The organism is Streptomyces sp. 2114.4, from assembly GCF_900187385.1.
GTDB lineage: Bacteria > Actinomycetota > Actinomycetes > Streptomycetales > Streptomycetaceae > Streptomyces > Streptomyces mooreae.
Genome location: NZ_FYEY01000001.1, coordinates 2598631 through 2619934 on the forward strand (window position 1 = coordinate 2598631; position 21304 = coordinate 2619934).

The 21304-nt window shown below is 73.2% G+C and carries 16 protein-coding genes; 5 read left to right on the plus strand and 11 right to left on the minus strand.

What is annotated here, in order from left to right; genetic code table 11:
* Positions 1–31: 31 nt before the first annotated feature.
* Positions 32–1777 carry a TIGR03767 family metallophosphoesterase gene (locus tag CFW40_RS11330; RefSeq protein WP_088797667.1) on the minus strand — a complete coding sequence of 582 codons (1746 nt, stop codon included), beginning with the start codon at positions 1775–1777 and terminating at the stop codon, positions 32–34.
* 474 nt (positions 1778–2251) lie between these two features.
* Between CFW40_RS11330 and CFW40_RS11335 the strand changes: the two genes are divergently transcribed.
* Positions 2252–3283 (plus strand): aspartate-semialdehyde dehydrogenase, encoded by a 1032-nt coding sequence (locus tag CFW40_RS11335; RefSeq protein WP_088797668.1) that lies wholly within the window; start codon positions 2252–2254, stop codon positions 3281–3283.
* A 103-nt stretch (positions 3284–3386) separates the two neighbouring features.
* Here the strand turns inward: CFW40_RS11335 and CFW40_RS11340 are convergent, their stop codons facing one another.
* The 3 genes from CFW40_RS11340 to CFW40_RS11350 all read right to left on the minus strand — a co-directional run bounded on the left by CFW40_RS11340 (position 3387) and on the right by CFW40_RS11350 (position 4710).
* Positions 3387–3734 (minus strand): type II toxin-antitoxin system PemK/MazF family toxin, encoded by a 348-nt coding sequence (locus tag CFW40_RS11340; RefSeq protein WP_088797669.1) that lies wholly within the window; start codon positions 3732–3734, stop codon positions 3387–3389.
* The gene (locus tag CFW40_RS11345) at positions 3721–3951 is read right to left on the minus strand and encodes a ribbon-helix-helix domain-containing protein (RefSeq protein WP_088797670.1); all 231 of its coding nucleotides are present in this window, start codon (positions 3949–3951) and stop codon (positions 3721–3723) included. The genes CFW40_RS11340 and CFW40_RS11345 overlap by 14 nt, the downstream gene beginning before the upstream one ends.
* Before the next feature lie 198 nt (positions 3952–4149).
* The gene (locus tag CFW40_RS11350; protein WP_088797671.1) at positions 4150–4710 is read right to left on the minus strand and encodes a DUF1203 domain-containing protein; all 561 of its coding nucleotides are present in this window, start codon (positions 4708–4710) and stop codon (positions 4150–4152) included.
* A 184-nt stretch (positions 4711–4894) separates the two neighbouring features.
* Between CFW40_RS11350 and pepN the strand changes: the two genes are divergently transcribed.
* Complete coding sequence (pepN, locus tag CFW40_RS11355; protein ID WP_088797672.1) at positions 4895–7489, plus strand: aminopeptidase N; 2595 nt, start codon at positions 4895–4897, stop codon at positions 7487–7489.
* Positions 7490–7654: 165 nt separating this feature from the next.
* On the opposite strand, the gene alc is transcribed toward pepN, so the two are convergent.
* From alc to CFW40_RS11385, 6 genes are all read right to left on the minus strand, one after another.
* Positions 7655–8800: an allantoicase gene (alc, locus tag CFW40_RS11360; protein WP_088797673.1), complete on the minus strand. Its 1146-nt coding sequence runs from the start codon at positions 8798–8800 to the stop codon at positions 7655–7657.
* A gap of 91 nt (positions 8801–8891) precedes the next feature.
* Positions 8892–9878, minus strand: a complete 987-nt coding sequence (locus CFW40_RS11365; protein ID WP_088797674.1) for a LysR family transcriptional regulator — start codon at positions 9876–9878, stop codon at positions 8892–8894.
* Between the two features lie 68 nt (positions 9879–9946).
* A complete protein-coding gene (locus CFW40_RS11370; RefSeq protein WP_088797675.1) occupies positions 9947–10927 on the minus strand; it encodes an acyl-ACP desaturase in 981 nt (326 codons plus the stop codon).
* Positions 10928–11259: 332 nt separating this feature from the next.
* On the minus strand, positions 11260–11508 hold the full coding sequence (locus CFW40_RS11375) for a hypothetical protein (protein ID WP_088797676.1): 249 nt from the start codon (positions 11506–11508) through the stop codon (positions 11260–11262).
* A gap of 112 nt (positions 11509–11620) precedes the next feature.
* Positions 11621–13807: a 4-alpha-glucanotransferase gene (gene malQ / locus CFW40_RS11380; RefSeq protein WP_088797677.1), complete on the minus strand. Its 2187-nt coding sequence runs from the start codon at positions 13805–13807 to the stop codon at positions 11621–11623.
* A 6-nt stretch (positions 13808–13813) separates the two neighbouring features.
* Positions 13814–14083 carry a hypothetical protein gene (locus CFW40_RS11385; RefSeq protein WP_088797678.1) on the minus strand — a complete coding sequence of 90 codons (270 nt, stop codon included), beginning with the start codon at positions 14081–14083 and terminating at the stop codon, positions 13814–13816.
* 491 nt (positions 14084–14574) lie between these two features.
* Here CFW40_RS11385 and CFW40_RS11390 point away from each other — a divergent pair, with 491 nt between their 5' ends.
* Complete coding sequence (locus CFW40_RS11390) at positions 14575–17565, plus strand: beta-N-acetylglucosaminidase domain-containing protein (RefSeq protein ID WP_088797679.1); 2991 nt, start codon at positions 14575–14577, stop codon at positions 17563–17565.
* 216 nt (positions 17566–17781) lie between these two features.
* Here the strand turns inward: CFW40_RS11390 and CFW40_RS11395 are convergent, their stop codons facing one another.
* Positions 17782–18318: an HNH endonuclease gene (locus CFW40_RS11395; protein WP_006605595.1), complete on the minus strand. Its 537-nt coding sequence runs from the start codon at positions 18316–18318 to the stop codon at positions 17782–17784.
* A gap of 290 nt (positions 18319–18608) precedes the next feature.
* On the opposite strand from CFW40_RS11395, the gene CFW40_RS11400 reads away from it, so the two are divergent.
* Positions 18609–19697, plus strand: a complete 1089-nt coding sequence (locus CFW40_RS11400) for a mechanosensitive ion channel family protein (protein WP_176956523.1) — start codon at positions 18609–18611, stop codon at positions 19695–19697.
* Positions 19698–20056: 359 nt separating this feature from the next.
* Positions 20057–21193, plus strand: coding sequence for an ROK family transcriptional regulator (locus tag CFW40_RS11405; protein ID WP_088797680.1), 1137 nt, complete (start codon positions 20057–20059; stop codon positions 21191–21193).
* Positions 21194–21304 lie beyond the last annotated feature (111 nt).

Consider the following 21304-nt stretch of genomic DNA (forward strand, 5'->3'; position numbering starts at 1 on the left):
GGTCCCTGTCAGGGGGTGTCCCCCGGCGCTGTCAGCTCCGCTTGAGCAGCAGCTCGACGTTGCGGTCCCGGGACGTTCCCGCCAGGTCGCTGCGGGCCTCGGGGGCGTTGAAGGACAGCTCGCGGTAGAGGGCCGCCAGCCCGGTCTGCGAGAGGTCGCCGAAGTCCGTGCGGTGCGGGGCGGCCGACTCGATCAGGGTGGTGAACAGCGACAGCGTGCCGTCGTGGTTGTCCACCAGCTCGATGACCCGGGCCAGCTGCGGGAAGTCGATGTGCGAGGCGGTGGAGACCTCCCAGAAGCTGCCGTGCGCGATGATCTCGTTCTTGTGGCTGTGGCCGTTGATCCAGCCGACGACACGGGGGTGGGCGGCCAGCAGCTCCACCAGCTCGGCACCGTTGTGCCGCTTCTCGTGCGGGCGGGCCGGGTCGGGCCGGGAGTTGTTCATCGTCTTGCTGGTGTGGTGGCTGAAGACCAGCACATGGGCCTTCTCCCCCTTCTCGTTCTCCTTCAGCGTCCGCTCCAGCCAGCGCAGCTGGGCGTCACCGACCGAGCCGGTGTAGTGGCCGCCGGGGTCGGTGGTGTCCAGGCTGATCCCGAGCACGTCGTCGGAGACCCGGAAGGTGTAGTAGAGGCGCATCCCGTCGAGATGGGCGGAGGTGTAGCCGTGGCCGTGCGGACCGGGTCCGGTGTGCGCCGGGTCGAGGTGGGCGCGCAGATACTCGGCCCGGGTGAAGGGGGCGCGCCGCTCGTCGGGGGTGACCCTCCTGGCCTGCTTGGCGTGCGCCGTCAGCAGCCGCTTGAAGTCCGCCCCCTCGGGGTCGAGGCCGTCCTTGACCGCCTTCCAGACCTTCGCGGCCTCCGCGGCGGGCAGCGTCTCCAGCTTGCGGCCGCCGGTGGCGATCTCGGTCCAGAAGGGGTCGCCGGGGGCGTAACAACCGCCGGGCAGCGAGTCGTGGTTACCGACCGTCGAGTACCAGGGCAGGTGCAGACCCGGGCTGTGGACGGTGCGGATCGCGGCCGCCAGGAACCCGTCCAGCCGCGGGAAGCCCCGCTCCTTGTCGGCGTCGCGCAGGGCGCGCTCCGGCTGCCAGTACAGCGTCAGCCCGCTGTCCTGGACCCCTTCGTAGCGGCGCGGGTCGCCGGAATTCGGGGTGATCCTGCCGCCGCTCATCGCGGTCAGGAACCACTCCAGCTCCAGCTTGGAGTTGTTGTCGGTGTTGTCGCCGGTGGTCATCACGAAGGACAGCGGGGCGCCGGTGGCGGGCCCGCCGGGCAGCGCGTTGACCCGCTCGACCAGCGAGACGGCCCCGGCGACCGACAGCGCCTCCTGGGGCCGCCAGGCGCTGGCGGTCTCGGCGCGCAGGTACTCGTAGCGCAGCGGGCTCTGCACATCGACCAGGTGCAGGTCGGTGAACTGCACGAACGACGCCAGCGCGGTACGCCGCTTGTCGCGCCCGCCGTGGGCCGTGGCGAGGTCGGCGCGGACCACCCGGTCCCAGGCGGGGCCGTCACCGAGCCGGCGGTAGCCTCCGCTGCCGCGCGGGGCGGACACCCCGGCGAGGGTGGTGCCGCGGGTGTACGGCGTACGGGGGACGGCGGGGGCTTCGACCGGGACCGGCGCGGCCGGGGCCGGGCCGGAGGTAACGGTGGCGGCCTCGGCCTGGCGGTCCGGGCCGACGCCGAAGGCGAGCCCGAGCCCGGTGGCGGCGCCGACCGCTCCGGTGGCGGTGAGGAACGTACGGCGGTCGAAGGTGGCAGCGGACCGTATACGGGACATACGCAAGGCTCCCCGGGTGCGAACGCGAAGGCGGCCGGGCAGCACAACTGCCCTGTCACCTGGGATGGTTGGCATCCGGGATGACCTGCGCGTGAACGCCGTGGCAACGCGGAGAACCCATCACCGCACAGGGATCCGCCGGTCACCTTCCGGTCATGGAGCGCTGCCCGGCGGTGCGGCCGGCGGTCACCGGCCGTTCACCCGCCGGGGTAACCGGACCCGCCACGGACCGCCCCCGGCTCCCTCACGGTCCGCCGCCCGGGGGACCGCCCCGGGGACCGCGTCGACGCCCCACCGTCGACCGCCCCGTACGCACCGTGAGCACACCGGCGCACTACGCGCCGGTACGCCCTCCCGGCCCGCCACGGAACGGAACGGATTGGACAACGCGACGGGTATCACACACATGATGGAGGCACTACTGAGCAGGTGTCCCGAGCAGACACCCATGTCAGGCCAGAAAGAAGGAGTCCCATGAGGATCGGAATCGTCGGAGCCACCGGACAGGTCGGCGGCGTGGTGCGAGGCATCCTCGCCGAGCGGAACTTCCCGGTCGAGCAGCTGCGGCTGTTCGCTTCGGCCCGGTCCGCCGGACGGACGCTGCCCTGGCAGGACACCGAGATCACCGTCGAGGACGCGGCCACCGCCGACTACTCGGCGCTGGACATCGTGATCTTCTCGGCGGGCGGTGCCACGTCCAAGGCGCTGGCCGAGAAGGTCGCCGACGCCGGCCCGGTCGTGATCGACAACTCCTCGGCCTGGCGCCGCGACCCCCAGGTCCCGCTGGTCGTCTCCGAGGTCAACCCGTCGGCGATCACCGACCGGCCCAAGGGCATCATCGCCAACCCGAACTGCACCACCATGGCCGCGATGCCGGTGCTGCGCCCGCTGCACGAGGAGGCCGGTCTGGTCTCCCTGGTCGTCGCCACCTACCAGGCGGTCTCCGGCAGCGGTCTGGCCGGTGTGGAGGAGCTGGACGGCCAGGTCCGCAAGGCCGTCGAGCAGGACGCCACCAAGCTGACGCACGACGGTGCGTCCGTGGAGTTCCCCGAGCCGGACAAGTACGTCCGCCCGATCGCCTTCAATGTGCTGCCGATGGCCGGCGCGATCGTCGACGACGGTCTGAACGAGACCGACGAGGAGCAGAAGCTCCGCAACGAGAGCCGCAAGATCCTGGAGATCCCGGACCTGAAGGTGTCCGGCACCTGTGTCCGCGTCCCGGTCTTCACCGGTCACTCGCTGCAGGTCAACGCCCGTTTCGCGCGCCCGATCAGCCCGGCGCGCGCCCAGGAGCTGCTGGCCGGCGCCCCCGGCGTCACCCTCTCGGACGTGCCCACCCCGCTCCAGGCCGCCGGCCAGGACGCGTCCTTCGTGGGCCGGATCCGCAACGACGAGACCGTCGAGAACGGCCTGGCGCTGTTCGTCTCCAACGACAACCTCCGCAAGGGCGCGGCGCTGAACGCCGTCCAGATCGCGGAGCTGGTCGCCGCGGAGCTGCGCGGCTGACGTCTGCTGCCTGCACCCGGCGGGTGCCCCTGCGGAGTCTCCGCAGGGGCACCCGCCGTTTCCGGCCCCGGACCGCTCAGGCGGCCCGCACCAGCGGTCGCGGTCAGAGCGCCAGATGGCGGCGCAGCGCGGCGTCAACCTCGGCCATGCGCCGGCGTGGCACCGCGCCGACCTTGTGGAGCACGCGTTCCGGCGCGACGGCGCGCAGCTGCTCGCACTGTGCTTTGGAGTCCTTGGGCAGACGGCACTCGTCGGCCCCGAGGAAGACCTGGAAGGAAAGCACCCGCGAGGTGTTCGACGTCAGGGGAACGACCGTGACCACCCCACGCCGGTGGGACTCAACCGACTGATTGGCGCCGTTGTTGGACACGATCAGGGCCGGGCGGATCTTGTTGGCCTCACTGCCGAGCGTCGGCTCGAGGTCAACCATGTAGATGTCACCACGCCTCATCGGCAAGTCCGTCCCTGCTCGTGCGGTCCCACAGCGCCGCGTCCTCGCCCTTCTCCCACTCCGCGAAAGCCTCGGTGTACTCGGCTTCGAGCTGCGCGGCACGCAGCAGCTCAATGGCCGCGTGTATCACGGCGGACCGCGATTCGCCCTTTGTTCTCGCCGCGTACTCGTCGACGAAGGCAACATCCTCCTGCGGCAGGCTCACACTGATCTTCATACCCTCGATGCTACCGAGGTAGCCAATATCTTGCTACCGCGAATGCCACCCACACTTTCGCCGGGACAGGGCGCGGCGCTGAACGCCGTCCAGATCGCGGAGCTGGTCGCCGCGGAGCTGCGCGGCTGACGTCTGCTGCCTGCACACGGCGGGTGCCCCTGCGGAGTCTCCGCAGGGGCACCCGCCGTTTCCGGCCCCCTAGCCGACCGGCCGCACCTCGAACTGGAAGCAGCCGTACTCCACGGCCCGTACGTGCACCAGCGCCGTCCGCGGGTCGGCGAACGCTTCCCCGAGGGCCGCGTCGAACGCGGCCTCGGCATCCTCGGGGACCTCCAGGTACCGGCCGCCGATGATCTGCCCCTGGTCGTTGTAGCGGCGCAGCACGCGCAGCGCACCGGCACGCATGTCCGGATACCGGCCGGCCGCCCCGTCCGGCCCGCCGCACGCCTCGGCGTGGACGAACACCGGCCCCTGCTCGTCGTACGCCCCGGGCGTCGCCCCGGCCCCGGCCGCCCAGCGGCGCAGCGGCGCATACGAGACCAGCGCCACCCGCTCGCCGGCCCGGACGTCGCGCAGACAGCAGCGCAGCAGCGCCCCGATGCAGTCCAGCGGCACCCCGTCCGCGCGTGCGGTGAACGGCTCGGTGGGCCGCCCGGCGTCGTCGGTGACCTGCAGTTCCTCGAGCGCGGCCTCCGGGATGGCGAGAGCGGTGTGGTGGTTGGTGTGCGGGTGGGTGCGGTGCGCGGTGTGGGTGGTCATGCCTCCAGCGTCGGCCTCGCGGGCGCTGTGTGCTGGCGGGAATCGGACGCTGCGCTTGCGGCCGCGGTGCAGCGGGCGCCAGACGGGCGGCGACCGATCCCGAGCTGCCCACGATCAAGGGGCCCCTGCCGTGGAAGGATGACGGAAACGCCGCATACGAGGCCGCTTACGAGGAGATGACCTGGTGCCTGGCACGAATCTGACCCGCGACGAGGCGCAGCAGCGGGCGCGCCTGCTGACCGTGGACGCGTATGAGATCGATCTCGACCTCTCCGGCGCGCAGGAGGGGGGTACCCCGGGCGACGACGGGAACGGGGGTGGCACGTTCCGGTCGGAGACGACGGTGCACTTCGATGCGGCCGACGCGGGCGCGGAGACCTTCATCGACCTGGTGGCGCCGGCCGTGCACGAGGTCGTGCTCAACGGCGAGGCGCTGGACCCGGAAGCGGTGTTCAAGGACTCGCGGATCGCGCTGCCGGGGCTGCGGGCCGGCCGCAACGAGCTGAAGGTGGTGGCGGACTGCGCCTACACCAACACCGGTGAGGGACTGCACCGCTTTGTCGACCCCGTGGACCAACAGGCCTATCTCTACACGCAGTTCGAGGTACCGGACGCGCGGCGGGTGTTCGCCTCGTTCGAGCAGCCGGACCTCAAGGCGACTTTCCAATTCACCGTGAAGGCTCCGGAGGGCTGGACGGTGATCTCCAATTCGCCGACGCCGGAGCCGAGCGGCACCCTCTGGCGCTTCGAGCCGACGCCACGGATCTCCACCTACATCACGGCGCTGATCGCCGGTCCTTACCACAGCGTGCACAGCTCGTACGAGAAGGACGGGCGGACGGTGCCGCTGGGCATCTACTGCCGGCCGTCGCTGGCCGAGCACCTGGACGCGGAGGAGATCTTCGCCGTCACCCGGCAGGGTTTCGACTGGTTCCAGGAGAAGTTCGACTACGCCTACCCGTTCGCGAAGTACGACCAGCTCTTCGTGCCGGAGTTCAACGCCGGCGCGATGGAGAACGCGGGCGCGGTGACCATCCGCGACCAGTACGTCTTCCGCTCGAAGGTGACGGACGCGGCGTACGAGGTGCGGGCGGAGACGATCCTGCACGAGCTGGCGCACATGTGGTTCGGCGACCTGGTCACCATGGAGTGGTGGAACGACCTGTGGCTGAACGAGTCGTTCGCCACCTACACCTCGATCGCCTGCCAGGCCAACGCCCCGGGCTCGAAGTGGCCGCACTCGTGGACGACGTTCGCCAACTCCATGAAGACCTGGGCGTACCGGCAGGACCAGCTGCCGTCCACCCACCCGATCATGGCCGAGATCAACGACCTGGACGACGTCCTGGTCAACTTCGACGGCATCACCTATGCCAAGGGCGCCAGCGTCCTCAAGCAGCTGGTCGCCTATGTCGGCATGGACGAGTTCTTCCAGGGCGTCCAGGCCTACTTCAAGGCGCACGCCTACGGGAACACCCGGCTGTCGGACCTGCTCGGTGCGCTGGAGGAGACCAGCGGGCGGGACCTGAAGACCTGGTCGAAGAAGTGGCTGGAGACCGCGGGGATCAACATCCTGCGGCCGGAGATCGAGGTGGACGGCGCGGGCGTCATCACCTCCTTCGCGGTCCGGCAGGAGGCCCCGGCGCTGCCGGCCGGCGCCAAGGGCGAGCCGGTGCTGCGGCCGCACCGGATCGCGATCGGCGCCTATGAACTCCAGGGCGGCAAGCTGGTCCGCACCGAGCGGATCGAGCTGGACGTGGACGGCGAACTGACCGCCGTGCCGCAGCTGGTGGGCACGGCCCGGCCGGCCGTCATCCTCCTCAACGAGGACGATCTGTCCTACGCCAAGGTCCGGATGGACGAGGAGTCGCTGAAGACCGTCACCGAACACCTCGGTGACTTCACCGAGTCGCTGCCGCGCGCCCTGTCGTGGGCGTCGGCCTGGGACATGACGCGGGACGGCGAACTGGCCACCCGCGACTACCTGTCGCTGGTGCTGTCCGGCATCGGCAAGGAGTCGGACATCGGCGTCGTCCAGTCGCTGCACCGCCAGGTGAAGCTGGCGCTGGACCTGTACGCGGCTCCGGAGTGGCGCGAGACGGGGCTTGCGACCTGGACGGCGGCGGCCCTGGAGCAGCTGCGGGCGGCCGAGCCGGGCAGCGACCACCAGCTGGCCTGGGCCCGTGCGTTCGCCGCCTCGGCCCGTACGGACGAGCAACTGGACCTGCTGCAGGGCCTGCTGGACGGCACGCAGGAGGTCCCCGGGCTCGCCGTGGACACCGAGCTGCGCTGGTCGCTGCTGCACCGGCTGGCCGCCACCGGCCGGGCGGACGAGAAGGACATCGCGGCGGAGCTGGACCGGGACAAGACCTCGGCGGGCGAGCGGTACGCCGCGACCTGCCGCGCCGCGCGTCCGACTGCGGAGGCGAAGGCCGAGGCCTGGGCCTCGGTGGTGGAGTCGGACCGGCTCCCCAACTCCACGCAGGAGGCCGTCATCGGCGGCTTCGTGCAGACCGACCAGCGGGAGCTGCTGGCGTCGTACACCACGAAGTACTTCGACGTGGTGAAGGACATCTGGAACTCCCGCAGCCATGAGATGGCGCAGCAGATCGCGGTGGGCCTCTACCCGGCGCTGCAGGTCTCGCAGGAGACGCTGGACGCCACGGACGCCTGGCTGGCGTCGGCCGAGCCGAGCGCGGCGCTGCGCCGGCTGATGACCGAGTCCCGGGCCGGGATCGAGCGGGCGCTGAAGGCGCAGGCGGCGGACGCGGCGGCCTGACCGTCCTGCAGGGGCCCGGCGTCGCGGATGCCGCCGGGTCCCCGCCATAGGGGGGCTTACGCGCCGTGGCGGCGGAATGTCCTTCCGCCGCCACGGCGTCGGCCGCGCCGGTCTCCGCCCGGCCCCGCCCCCTCCCGCGTCGCCCGGGTGCACGCGGGGTGCGGCTCAGCCGCCCAGGGCGTCGAAGCGGCTGCCGAGGGCGGCGCGGCCGGCCGCGGTGAGGTCGCCGTGCAGGCGCAGCCGTGCCAGGCCGCCGTCGGGGAAGACGTCCAGCCGTACGTGGGTGGCCGTCACGGACCGCGGCAGCCGGAAGCGGTGCGGGGTGTCGGGCTGGAGCCGGGTCTTCGGCAGGATCTCGAACCAGGAGGCCTCGTCGGCCGGGTCGCCGTCGCACCCGGACAGGGCCGCCCAGCCGGCCGAGTTGCCCTTGAGGTAGGCGGTGTCGATCTCCACGGCGCGGATCTCGCCCTGTGCGGCGAGCCGGAAGCGGACCCAGTCGTGGGTGCCCTTGACCCGGCGGCGGCGGTTCTCCCAGCCGTCGTCCATCTTGCGGGACAGATCGGGCCGGATGATCTGGGTGGGCGAGGAGTAGAAGCGGTCGGACGCGTCCTCGACGGTGCCGCCGTGCAGCACCGAGGCCAGGTCGAGGGTGCCGAGCGCATCGAGCCATTCCGGGTCCGGCACGACCTCGCCGTGGACCCGCAGGCGCGCTATCCCGCCGTCGGGGTGCTGCTTGAGGCGGAGGTGGGTGAAGCGGCGCTCCACGGTCACCTCGAAGCCGTTGGCGGCGTGGCCGCGGACGGGGGTGCGCGGGACCAGCTCCTCCCACTTCACCCCGCCGGCGAGCAGTTCCTCGGGGCCGGGGGCGCCGGGGAGCGCGGTGGCCTCGACGCTGACCTGCTGGGGGTAGTTTCCGCGGAAGTGGGCGGTGTCGACGATGATGCCGCGGATCACGCCGGGGGCGGCGAGCCGGATCAGCGCCCAGTCGTGCGCGTCGTCGTCCGGGAAGGGGTGGTCGCCGTCGGTGCCACGGCGGCGGCGGGTCTCCCAGCCGTCCATGATCTTGCCCTTGTGGCCGAAGTGCTCCGGGTCGAAGACCGCCGGGGTGGGCTTCAGCAGGTTCTCGCGCTCGGCGAAGAACTCGTCGTTCGCGGCGATCACCCCGGCGCCGAGGCGGCGGTCGGCGAGGTCGACGAGGGAGGTGAAGGGGAAGTCCCCGCCGCGGTAGTCGGCGTAGGGGTCTCCGCCACCGTACGGGTTCGCGTCGTTGGCGTGCGGATCAGTGCGGTCGGCGGCCGGGTGGGCGGTCATCGTTGCCTTTCGACGGGGTGAGCGGTGCGGACCACTCCACGGTCGCAGCGACCCACCCCTCAGGTCCATCGAAAGTTTTTGAGGAATACGTTCAGCTGGGCTGAACAGTGGTGTCTCCCGGCGTCTGGGCGGCGGCCGCCTGCCTCAGCGCGGCGAGCACCCGGGCCAGACCCGGCGCCCCCTCGGAGCCGCGGCGGACGGCGGCGACCACATGGCGGCGCGGCTGGTCGGCGTGCAGGACCCGCACCGCCACTCCCCCGCCACCGCGCCCGTCCCGCACGCCGGGTTCCGCCGCACCGCGCCCGGCGCCGCCCAGGCCGCCCGCCATCGCCATCCGGGGCACCAGCGCCACTCCCATTCCCGCCGCCACCATCGCCCAGATCGCGCTCCAGTCGGCGGCGGCGTGCGCCTGCTCGGGCACGAAGCCGGCGCTCTCGCAGGCGGTCGTGGTGATCTGCGACCAGGGCCCGCTGCTGCCGAAGATCCAGGGCTCGTCCGCCAGGTCGGCCAGCCGCAGCCCCGGCTCACCGGCCAGCGGATGGCCGGCCGGCAGCGCCACGTCCAGCGGGTCGGCGAGCAGCGAGACCCGGCTGAATTTGGGGTCGCGCGGGGTGGGGGCGTGCGCGGCCAGGGACAGCGCCAGATCGACGCTGCCCTCGGCCAGCAGCTCGTAGGCGGCCTCCGCCTCCGCCTCCCGCACGACGACCGACAGGCCGGGGTGGCTGCGGCGCAGCTCCAAGGCGGCCGGGACCACCAGGGCGGGGATGGCGGTGGAGAAGGCGCCGATCCGCACCTGGCCCGCCTCACCCTGGAGGTAGCCGAGCAGGTCCGCGTCCGCGCGCTCCAGCTGGGCGAAGACCGCCTCGGCGTGCCGCAGCACCAGCTGTGCGGCGTCGGTCAGCCGGACGCGTCGGCCGTGCGCCTCCAGCAGCGTGACCCCGAGCGCCCTGGCCAGCCCGGTCAGCTGCTGGGAGACCGCCGAGGGCGTCATGTGCAGCGCCTCGGCGGTCGCGGTGACCGTGCCCAGCTCGTGGAGGGTGCGCAGGATGCGCAGCTTCTTGAGGTCCCAGTCGGCCATGCGGGCAGCGTACGCACCCGCCGTGGCGCGCACCCGCCCGCGGACGGCGGCGGGGGAGGCCGGCCGGGTCAGCCGCGGCGGTTGGCCTCGCGGCGGGCGAGGATGGCGGCCTGGCGCTCGTCGAACTTCCGCGCCTGGCCGTCCAGCCCGTCCATGTACAGGCCCAGCTCCTCCTGCGCGGCCAGCCCCGCCGGGCCCAGCCCGCCGATCTCCAGCACCTTCAGGAAGCGCAGCACCGGCTGCAGCACGTCGTCGTGGTGGATCCGCAGGTTGTAGATCCCGCCGATGGCCATCCGGGCGGCCGACCGCTCGAAGCCGGGCATGCCGTGGCCGGGCATCCGGAAGCCGGTGACGACATCGCGCACCGCGCACATGGTCTGGTCGGGGGCCATCTCGAAGGCCGCGCCGAGGAGGTTGCGGTAGAAGACCATGTGCAGGTTCTCGTCGGTGGCGATCCGGGCCAGCATCCGGTCGCAGACCGGGTCACCGGAGTGGTGGCCGGTGTTGCGGTGCGAGATCCGGGTGGCCAGCTCCTGGAAGGCGACGTACGCCACCGAGTGCAGCATGCTGTGCGAGTTATCCGACTCGAAGCCCTCCGACATGTGGGCCATGCGGAACCGCTCCAGCTCGTCGGGGTCGACCGCCCGGCTGGTGAGCAGGTAGTCCCGCATCACGATGCCGTGCCGGCCCTCCTCGGCGGTCCAGCGGTGCACCCAGGTACCCCAGGCGCCGTCGCGGCCGAAGAGGGTGGCGATCTCGTGGTGGTAGCTGGGGAGGTTGTCCTCGGTGAGGAGGTTGACCACGAGGGCGATCCGGCCGATGTCGCTGACCTTGGACTGCTCGGGGTCCCAGGCGTCACCGTCCAGCGGCCCGGGGAAGTTGCGCCCGTCGCTCCACGGTACGTACTCGTGGGGCATCCAGTCCTTGGCGATCTTCAGATGGCGGTTGAGTTCCTTCTCGACGACCTCTTCGAGCGCGTAGAGCAACTGGGCGTCGCTCCAGGCGGCCTGGCCGAGCTCTCCGTTATGGCGGGCGGGGGCGATGGTCACGGGGGAACTCCTGGGGACGACGACCTACGGGTCCGTAGGTTTGACCTACGGACCCGTAGGTTACGTCATCGTAGGTTAGGACCGGTTAAACACCTCCCCCCGTTCAAACCGGTCGAAAAGCGCGCGATAGCCGCCTCGCAACCCCCTTTTCACCTGCGGAAATAGCTGGGTACGACAAAGGGCGCGGCCCGGTTCTGTCACCGTTGGGCGCCCGGACCGGACCCCGCCCGGACCCTGCCCGGACCCGGGTCCGGGCAAGGTCCGGGCATGACGAAGGGCGCCCCGCGGTCAATGACCGTGGGGCGCCCTCAAGGCGTCACTGGTGCCCGGCGTCAGCCCTTGGACTGGGCCTGCTTGCGGGACTTGTCGCCCGCGACGACCAGCCCGGCGATGATCAGGAAGAGCACGAGGGGTGCAGCGACATAGAGGCCGAGCGTCTGGATCACGCTCAGGCCCGGACCCGGGTCGTCACCGTCGTCGCGGGTGAGCGCAAACGCGGGGGACGACATCAGCAGCATCAGCGCGGTGCCGGCGGTGATGGTTCCGGCGCGCAGGACATTCTTCTTGACCTTGTTGCTCACGAAGTCAACGTATCGGACGCCCCGGCGCCCCGCGCGCGCGGGGTGGCACAACCGGCGGCCGGGTGCGCGGGAGCGGGCTCCCGGGGCGTGCGGCCCGGAGCGCCGGGCGGGACTACCGGCGGCCGCCGGACACTTCACGCATCAGCGCATGCAGGCGGGGGGAGGCGGCCAGCTCCTCCAGGGTGCACGGACGGCCGTCGGGGCCGGCGATCGGAAGGCGCCAGTTCGGGTACTCCTGCCACGTCCCGGGGAGGTTCTGCGGGCGCCGGTCCCCCACCGCGTCGGGCAGCCAGACGCCCACCATCCGCGCCGGGGTCCGCAGCAGAAAGCGGTGAACGGCCCGGACGGCCGCTTCCTCGTCGGCCGCCCCTTCGGGCAGCAGGCCGCGCCGCACCAACTCCCGCAGCCACTCGGTGCGTTCACAGCGGGCGCGGGAGCGCTCCCGCTCCGGCGGCCCGGCGAGCAGCCCGAGCCGTTCGCGCAGGGCGACGTCCTCACCGGTCAGCCGGGCCGCGGTGGGCGGCAGATCGTGGGTGGTGACGGTGGCCAGACAGGCGCTGCGCCACTCCTCGGGCGCCAGGATGCGGGCCAGGGGGGCGGGGTGCGGGGTGGGCTCCGCCGGGATGGGTTGCACGGTGGGCTCCGCAGCAGGTTCCGAGGCGGGCTCCGCAGCCGGCTCCGGGCCGTCCTCCCCGTCCCGGCCGCCGCCCTCCCCGCCCCCGTAATCCCGCTCGAACCACAGCACCGACGTCCCCAGGACGCCCCGCTCGGCGAGCGCCGCACGGACCCCCGGCCCGACGGTGCCCAGGTCCTCGCCGATCACCGCGGCGCCGGCCCGGTGCGCCTCCAGGGCCAGCACCGAGAGCATCGCCTCACCGTCGTAGCGGACATAGGCGCCCTCCGTCGGCGGCCGGCCCTCGGGGACCCACCACAGCCGGAACAGCCCCATCACATGGTCGATGCGCAGCGCCCCGGCGTGCCGCAGCATGCCGCGCAGCAGCTCCCGGTAGGGGGCGTGACCCGCGGCGGCCAGCGCGTCCGGGCGCCAGGGCGGCAGGCCCCAGTCCTGGCCGCGGGAGTTGAAGGCGTCCGGCGGCGCCCCGACGGACATCCCGGCGGCGAAGGCGTCCTGCTGCGCCCAGGTGTCGGCACCCGAGGGGTGGACGCCGACGGCGAGGTCGTGCACCAGCCCGATGCCCATCCCGGACTCCCGCGCGGTCCGTTGCGCGGCGGCCAGTTGCTGGTCGGTGAGCCAGACGAGCCGGCTGTGGAAGTCGATCCGGTCGAGCAACCGCGGCCGCAGCCGGGCCGTGGCCGGGGAGCGCGGGTCGCTCAGCCCGTCGGGCCAGCCGCGCCAGTGGGGGCCGTGCCGCTCGGCGATCGCGCACCAGGTGGCGTGGTCCTCCAGCGCCTGACCCTGCTCGGCGAGGAAGTCGCAGTATGCGGCCCGCCGGCCCGGGGTGAGCGGGACCGCGCACATCAGCTCCAGGGCCTCGCGCTTGAGCGCCCAGACCGCGTCCCGGTCGATCAGCGCGCCCCCGTCGAGCACCCCGGTCCGCAGCGCACCGGCCCGCGCGGCGAGCTCGTCGGCCCGTAAGCGGGCGGCGCCGGTGAGCCGGGCGTACTCCGGGATGTCCTCGATCCGCAGATGGACCGGGTCGGGGAAGCGGCGGGAGGAGGGGCGGTAGGGCGAGGGATCGGTGGGCGGGCCGGGGACGGCCGCATGCAGCGGGTTGAGCTGGAGGAAGCCGGTGCCCAGCGCGCGCCCCGACCAGGCGGCGAGGTCGGCGAGGTCCCCCAGGTCGCCCATGCCCCAGGACTGCCGGGACAGGAGGGAGTAGAGCTGCACCAGGAAGCCGTGGCTGCGGCCGGGCGGCGCGGGCACCCGGTCGGGCGCGACGATCAGCGGGGCGCCGGCGGCGCGGCCGTCGGGGGCACGGGCGTGCAGCACATGGACACCGAGGGGCAGCCGGGCCAGGGCCGCCGGACCGGACGCCGCCAGGCCCTTCACGGCCGTCCCGCTCTCGGTCTCGACCCGCAGGACGGTGCCTTCGGGGAGATGCGCGAGGTCGGGCGGCCGGCCGGGGCGCGCGACGACGGTGCGGGGCAGCAGGGCGCGGGCCGCGCGGTCCTCGTATGCGGCCAGGGCGCTGCGGACGGCCTGCGGGGTCGAGGCATCGACCCCCAGTGCGGCGAGCACGGCGACGACGGTGTCGCCGGTGATCTGGACGCTCCGGCCCGGCGAGGGCTCGTAGGACGTGGCGATGCCGTGCAGCCGGGCGAGCCGCGCGCGGCCCATGGGTCCTCAGACCTCCATGGACTCCGTGCCGTGGCCGGCGGCCGTCGGCTCGCTGGTCAGCGGCAGTTCGGCGGAGATCGGGACCTCGCTGGTCAGCGGGGCGGCGTCGGCGAGCGGGGGCTCGCTGGTCAGGGGCGGCTCGACGAAGCTGAAGGATCCGGAGCCGTCGAGGCCGGAATCGGGGTCGGACACCCCGTCGAAAATGTCGGTCTCCATCGTCGCACCTCCCGGTTTGGAGGACAGAGCGTCGAGGAGCAGCTGAGCGGATGCGGCCACGAAGGCCTCCCGTTCATCGGTAATGGGACACGTGGGCCCTACCCACTCGACACGATCGCAGACGTATCTGCTCACGAAACGTGACCCAGGTCACATTATGCCTCACGCAGGCGATTTCACTGCGCCGGGCGCCGGGGGGCGCCAAGAACGCGGGGGAACCGGGCCCCGGGACGGAAGTTCTGCGGGCCGGCGAGCCCTCCGGATTCCGCCCGCGAGCCCCCCGGATCCCGCCCGCGGCACCGGCCGGAACCCGTCCCCCGGCCGGCCCTCCGGCCCCCCGCCCTCGCCTGGTTGACACCCGAACCGCCACAATGGTGGGCTCACGGCCGGAGGTCTGCCCGAAGGGGCATCGGCGGGGATAAACGGGGCGCCGGTGCGGACCGGCGAGTGATGGACGGGGACGAGGAGCAGCCGTGCGAGGCCGGGGCGTATGGAGCGTCGGAAGTATCGGTAGGAGCGGCAGGGGGAACGGCGCGGGCGCCCGAGCGCGGGTGGCCGGAACCACCGCACTGGCCGCCGCGGTCATCGGAGGCCTGCTCGGCGGGGTGCCCAGCGCCCAGGCGGCGCCCGCGGACCCCGCCGTCGGTGCCCCCGACCGGCCCGACCGGCCGGCCGGCGCCGGGCACGCACCCGCCGTCTGGCCGCGCCCGCAGTCGATGCGGGAGCTGGGCGACGCCGTGCCGCTCGGCCGCGAGGCGGTGCTGGTGGCCGCTGCGGACACCGACCCCCACACCCTGGACGCGCTGCGCGGCCTGCTGCGGGACGCCGGGGTGCACACCGTCCGGCAGCAGGCGCCCGGCGACCGGCTGCCCGCGGCCGGGCCGGTGATCCACGTCGGCGGCGAGCAGGCCGCGGACGCGCTGCGGGCGCTGCGGGCACCGGCCCGCGGGGACCTGCCGGCCGGCGGCTACCGCCTGGCGGTGGGCCAGGTCGCGGGCCGGGACACCGTCGCCCTGGACGGCGTCGGCTCCGACGGCCTCTTCCACGCCGCGCAGACCCTGCGGCAACTGGTCACCCACGGGGCCGGCCGGAAGCAGCTGGCCTCGGTGGCCGTACGCGACTGGCCCGGCACGGCGGTGCGCGGCACCACCGAGGGGTTCTTCGGGCAGCCCTGGAGCCAGGCCCAGCGGCTCGCCCAGCTGGACTTCATGGGCCGCACCAAGCAGAACCGCTATCTGTACGCGCCGGGCGACGATCCGTACCGCCAGGCCCGGTGGCGCGACCCCTACCCGGCCGGGCAGCGCGCCGGCTTCCGGGCGCTGGCCGAGCGAGCCCGGGCCAACCACGTCACGCTGGGCTGGGCCGTCGCCCCGGGCCAGGCGATGTGCCTGTCGTCCGAGGAGGACATGCGGGCGCTGCGGCGCAAGGTGGACGCGATGTGGGCGCTGGGCGTGCGCTCCTTCCAGCTGCAGTTCCAGGACGTCAGCTACAGCGAATGGCACTGTGACGCCGACGCGGACGCCTTCGGCACCGGCCCCCGGGCCGCGGCACGGGCGCAGGCCAAGGTCGCCAATGCGCTCGCCGCGCATCTGGCGCAGCGGCATCCACAGGCCGGGGCGCTCTCCCTGATGCCGACCGAGTACTACCAGGACGGCTCGACGGCGTACCGCCGGGCGCTGTCCGACGCGCTCGGCGACCGGGTCGAGGTGGCCTGGACCGGTGTGGGCGTGGTCCCGCGGACCATCACCGGCGGCGAGCTGTCCACGGCCCGCCAGGTGTTCGGCCACCCGCTGGTGACCATGGACAACTACCCGGTCAACGACTACGCCCAGGACCGGATCTTCCTCGGGCCCTACCGGGGCCGGGAGCCGGCCGTCGCCACCGGTTCCACGGCGCTGCTGGCCAACGCCATGCAGCAGCCGCTCGCCTCGCGCATCCCGCTGTTCACGGCCGCCGACTACGCGTGGAATCCGCGCGACTACCACCCGGGCCGGTCCTGGGACGCGGCCGTCGACGATCTGGCGGGCGGCGATCCCCGTTCCCGTGCCGCGCTGCGCGCGCTGGCCGGCAACGCCTCCTCCTCGCTGCTGGACCGGACCGAGTCCGGCTATCTGCAGCCCCTGATCGACCGCTTCTGGAAGGCCCGCGAGGTCGCGGTCAACCACGGCCGGCCGGGCCGGGATGCGGATCTCGCCAAGGCCGCCAAGGCGCTGCGGGCCGCGTTCGCCACCATGAGCACCGCGCCCCGGGACCTGCGCCCCGACCTGGCCGCCGAGGTCCGTCCGTGGGCCGAGCAGCTGGCCCGCTACGGCAGGGCCGGGGCCCAGGCCGTCGACACGCTCATGGCGCAGGCGCATGACGACGGCGACGCCGCCTGGTCGGCCCAGCGCACGGCGCAGCGGCTGCGCAAGGAGTGCGCGCACAGCCCGGCGACGGTCGGCAAGGGGGTGCTGGCCCCGTTCCTGGAGCGGGCGATGACCGAGGCGGACGCCTGGACCGGCGCCCGCCGCACCGCCCCCCAGCCCGGCGACGGCGCCGCCGAACGCGACGGCCGGACGTCCCTGACCGTCCCCTTCGAGCGGACCCGCCCGCTCGCCGCGGTGACCGCACTGACCGACCCGGGCCCGTCCGCGGCCGCCGTCTCCATGGAGGCGCATGTCCCGGGCGAGGGCTGGCGCCGCCTCGACCGGCTCTCCGCCAGCGGCTGGACCGAGGCGAAAACGCCCCGGCTGCGTGCCGACGCGATACGGCTGACCTGGGCGAAGAGCGCGCACGCCCCGTCCGTGCACGCCTTCACCCCCTGGTTCGACGACACCCCGGCGGCCGGGCTCGAACTGTCCCGCAAGGAGTCGGACGCCCAGAACGGCGGCAGCGCGACGGTGGACGCCCTGATCTACTCCCGCCGCCCCGGCGACGTCCGCGGGAAGCTGGCGGTCAAGGCGCCCAAGGGCTTCACGGTGCACGCCCCGAAGGAGGTCACCGCACCGCGGGGCGGCACCGCCACGGTCCGCATCGCCGTCGACGTCCCCGAGAACGCCCCCTCGGGGACGTACGAGATCCCGGTGGAGTTCGGCGGTGCCCAGCGGACGCTGACGGTGCGCTCGTATCCGCGCACCGGCGGCAAGGACCTGGCGCGCGGCACCGTCGCCACCTCCTCCGGGGACGAGACCGCGGATTTCCCGGCGTCGGCGGCCACCGACGGCAACCCCGCGACCCGCTGGTCCTCCGCCCCGGAGGACGGCGCCTGGCTGCAGTTCGCGCTGGCCCATCCGACCCGGCTCGGCCGGCTCGTCCTGAACTGGCAGGATGCCTACGCCGCCCGCTACCGCGTCCAGGTCTCGCCGGACGGCCGCAGCTGGCGCACGGCGGCCACGGTCCGGGACGGCAAGGGCGGCCGCGAGTCCGTCCGGATGGACGCCGAGGACGCCCGGTTCGTCCGCATCCAGGGCGACAAGCGGGCCACCCGCTTCGGCTACTCGCTGTGGTCGGTGGAGGCGTATGCGGTCGCGGAGACACGGCACCCGGGCCACGACAAGCGGTGAACGGTGCCCGGCGAGCGGCGGCCGGGAACGGGTGCGGTGCGGCGGGTGCGCCGGCGGCCGTCGTGGACGCCGCGGGATCCTCGTCGCCGCGGCGGGTGGCCACGGGGCGAGAATCCGGCGGCGTCCGCCCCGGCCGGAGCGGGGCGCACGACCTGCGCGGGCTGCACGAGACGTGCGGGACGTGCGACACCACCGTCAGGACGCAGAAACCCGGACCTACGCCGATACGGCGTCGATCCGGGCCAAGGCGTCATCCGCGCCGTACGGCTGCAAATACGGCAGCCAGCGCGGGTCACGATGGCCCGTGCCGATGATCCGCCACGCCAGTCCTGACGGCGGGGCGGGCTGATGCCGCAGCCGCCAGCCGATCTCGGCGACATGGCGGTCGGCCTTGACGTGGTTGCAGCGCCGGCACGCGGCGACGACGTTTTCCCAGGTGTGCTGACCTCCGCGGCTGCGCGGGATGACGTGGTCGACGCTGGTTGCGACGCCACCGCAGTACATACAGCGCCCGCCGTCACGGGCGAACAGCGCCCGGCGGGTCAGGGGAACGGGGCCGCGAAAGGGCACCCGCACGAACCGCTTCAAGCGGACCACGCTCGGAGCGGGTATGACATGGGTCGCACTGTGCATGAGGGCGCCGGATTCCTCGAGGCTGACAGCCTTCTCGTTGAGGACGAGGATGAGCGCGCGGCGGAGCGGTACGACGCCGAGCGGCTCGTACGACGCATTGAGGACCAGGACATGCGGCACGGGTGCCTCCTTGTACGCCGGCGGCGCGTGGCTCGCGCCGGGACGATCTCCCCACAGTGTCCCCCGGTGCCTGGTGAGAGCGCCACCATGACCGAGTAACGGGTCGGAGGTGTTTTCCACCACACACCGGCACGTCCGGCCGGATACGGCTCATTTCGGCCCTGCGCACAACTATCCGACTCGAACAAGGGCGCGGACCGCTCCTGTTGCCCCGTTAGTGTGGTTGGTCAGCCCGGCTCACAGTGTCCCACCGGGGCCCGGGTCTGCTGTCCCACACGGAAGGTTCGACTGTGTTCTGGTCCGCTTCGCCGGCCGCTGCCGCGCACCTGAGCGCCGCCACGCCAGGCTCCTCCGGCCCGACGTCGCTCGACGACGCCACGGACAAGGCCACCAACGCCGCCGGCTGGGTGCAGGAGAACTGGGGGACGTGGCTCACGTCCGGCCTGCAGATCTTGCTGATCATCGTGATCGCGGTGGTGCTGCGGCATGTGATCCGCCGCACGATCACCAAGCTCATCGAGCGGATGAACCGCACCGTGGCCGCCGCCCAGGGCACCGCGCTGGGCGGTCTGCTCGTCAACGCCGAGAGACGCAGACAGCGCTCCGAGGCCATCGGCTCGGTGCTGCGCAGCGTCGCCTCCTTCGTGATCATGGGCACCGCCGCCCTGACCGTGCTCTCGGTGCTGAAGATCAACCTGGCGCCGCTGCTGGCGAGCGCCGGTGTGGCCGGGGTCGCCATCGGTTTCGGCGCCCGCAACCTCGTCACCGACTTCCTCTCCGGCGTCTTCATGATCCTCGAGGACCAGTACGGCGTCGGCGACGAGATCGATGCGGGGGTGGCCACCGGCACGGTCATCGAGGTCGGCCTGCGGGTCACCAAGCTGCGCGGCCCCAACGGCGCGATCTGGTACATACGCAACGGTGAGGTCAAGCGGATCGGCAACCTCAGCCAGGGCTGGTCCACCGCCGCCGTTGATGTGGTGATCGCCGCCGACCAGGACCTGGAGCGCGCCCGCGAGACCATCACCGGCGCCGGCGAGGAGATGTCCAAGGCCGAGCCCTGGAACGAGCAGCTGTGGGAGCCGGTGGAGGTCCTGGGCCTGAGCGAGGTCCACCTGGACACCGTCACCATCAGCGTTTCGGCCAAGACCATGCCCGGCAAGGCCCCCGGCGTGGAGCGCGAACTGCGCTGGCGCATCAAGCGCGCCCTGGACGCCGCCGGCGTCCACCTGGCCCCGCGCCCGCTCCCCGAGGAGGAGGACGAGGAGGCCGCCGACCCCTCGGCCGGCATGGCCGCCCCCTCGGCCCTCAACAACCCGACGTCCCCGCAGTCCCTGGCGACCAATCCGATCGCTTCGCCGTCGAAGATGGGGAAGTAACCCGGCCATCCGGAGCTGAGGGCCCGGACTGTCGACGGAGGGGCGTACCGCGCGGGTACGCCCCTTCTGCGGTGCGCCGATGCTGTGCACCGGCGCGACGTCCCGGGGCAGCGGGTGGGCAGAGGGGGCGACGGGCGGCGAAATCTTCCCGTCCGCACCGTTGACGACGTCATCGCCCGCCGCTTAGCTTCCCGTGGAAACGATGGGAAGGTTTCTTAACAGATTCTCGGCGGGCGTGGGCGTTCCGGCGCCGTCGGCGAACGGGGGGCGGCGCCATGGCCGGTGGGCACAGCGCGCAAGGGAGGCAGGGCACGCCGGGGATACGGGGCACGCCCGGGACGCCGCGGGTGTTGCGGGCCATGAACGACCGGGCCGCGCTCGATCTGCTGGTGTCGCAGGGCCCGTTGACCCGTACGCGGATCGGGGAGCTGACCGGGCTGTCGAAGCCCACCGCCTCGCAGCTGCTGGCACGGCTGGAGGCGGCGGGGCTGGTACGGACGACCGGGAATGTGACCGGGCGGCCGGGGCCCAGTGCGCAGCTGTACGAGATCGACCCGGTGGCGGCGCATGTTGCCGCGCTGGCCGTCGATCCGCTGGGGATCACCGCCGCGGTCGCCGACATCACCGGGCAGGTGCTCGGGGAGGAGCGGGTCAACACCGACGCCGTTGCCGGGGAGGCGCCGCACCGGACCGCGCAGCTGGTCGCGCGGGCCGTCGACGGGGCGCTGGCCAGGGCCGGGCTGGCACGCGGGCAGCTGCACGGGGCGGTGATCGGCACACCCGGTGCGCTGGACCCGCGGACCGGACGGCTGCGCTATGCGCCGCATCTGCCGGGGTGGCATGCGCGGGCGCTGAAGGACGAGCTGACCGGGGTGCTGGGCACGCCGGTCACCCTCGAGAACGATGTGAACCTGGCGGCGGTCGCCGAGCAGCACGACGGGGCCGCACAGGACGTCGACGACTTCGTGCTGGTGTGGGCGGACAAGGGGGTCGGTGCCGCCCTCGTGCTGGGCGGCCGGCTGCTGCGCGGGGCCACCGGCGGCGCGGGCGAGATCGGTTACCTGCCGCTGCCCGGCGCCCCGTTGACCCGGGGCGGTGACCACGGCTCCGCGCGGGCGGACGCCGGCGGCGGCTTCCAGCAGCTGGTCGGCTCACCGGCCGTGCTCGCCCTGGCCCGGGAGTACGGGGCCCCGGACGTCCGTACCGTCGAAGGGGCGATGGCGCACGACGGGGTCCGTGCCGAGATCGCGCGACGGCTGGCGACCGGGATAGCGGCCGTGGTCGCGGTCGTCGACCCGCGGCTGGTGGTGCTCTCCGGCGAGGTCCCCCGGGCCGGCGGCCAGGCGCTGCGCGCCCTGGTCGAGGAGGAGTTCACCGGGCTCCCGCTGTCCCGCCCCGCCGTGCGCCTGAGCCATGTCGACGGCCCCCCGATCCTCACCGGCGCGCTGCGGACGGCGCTCGCGACGGCACGCGATGCGGTGTTCCACACCGGCTGAACGCCGGGCTCCGGCCCGCGGATCCGCGCCGCGCGGGGCGTCCCCGTCCTGTTCTTCGCATGCTTCCCGTTCTTCGCACTCTTCGCACAGAAGGCCTTCGTCGAAGGCGTC

Bases quoted from the DNA above. Each gene is read 5' to 3' on its own strand.
- CFW40_RS11330 (WP_088797667.1), bottom strand. From the start codon at position 1,777: ATGTCCCGTATACGGTCCGCTGCCACCTTCGACCGCCGTACGTTCCTC.
- CFW40_RS11335 (WP_088797668.1), top strand. From the start codon at position 2,252: ATGAGGATCGGAATCGTCGGAGCCACCGGACAGGTCGGCGGCGTGGTG.
- CFW40_RS11340 (WP_088797669.1), bottom strand. From the start codon at position 3,734: ATGAGGCGTGGTGACATCTACATGGTTGACCTCGAGCCGACGCTCGGC.
- CFW40_RS11345 (WP_088797670.1), bottom strand. From the start codon at position 3,951: ATGAAGATCAGTGTGAGCCTGCCGCAGGAGGATGTTGCCTTCGTCGAC.
- CFW40_RS11350 (WP_088797671.1), bottom strand. From the start codon at position 4,710: ATGACCACCCACACCGCGCACCGCACCCACCCGCACACCAACCACCAC.
- alc (WP_088797673.1), bottom strand. From the start codon at position 8,800: ATGACCGCCCACCCGGCCGCCGACCGCACTGATCCGCACGCCAACGAC.
- CFW40_RS11365 (WP_088797674.1), bottom strand. From the start codon at position 9,878: ATGGCCGACTGGGACCTCAAGAAGCTGCGCATCCTGCGCACCCTCCAC.
- malQ (WP_088797677.1), bottom strand. From the start codon at position 13,807: ATGGGCCGCGCGCGGCTCGCCCGGCTGCACGGCATCGCCACGTCCTAC.
- CFW40_RS11405 (WP_088797680.1), top strand. From the start codon at position 20,057: ATGAACGACCGGGCCGCGCTCGATCTGCTGGTGTCGCAGGGCCCGTTG.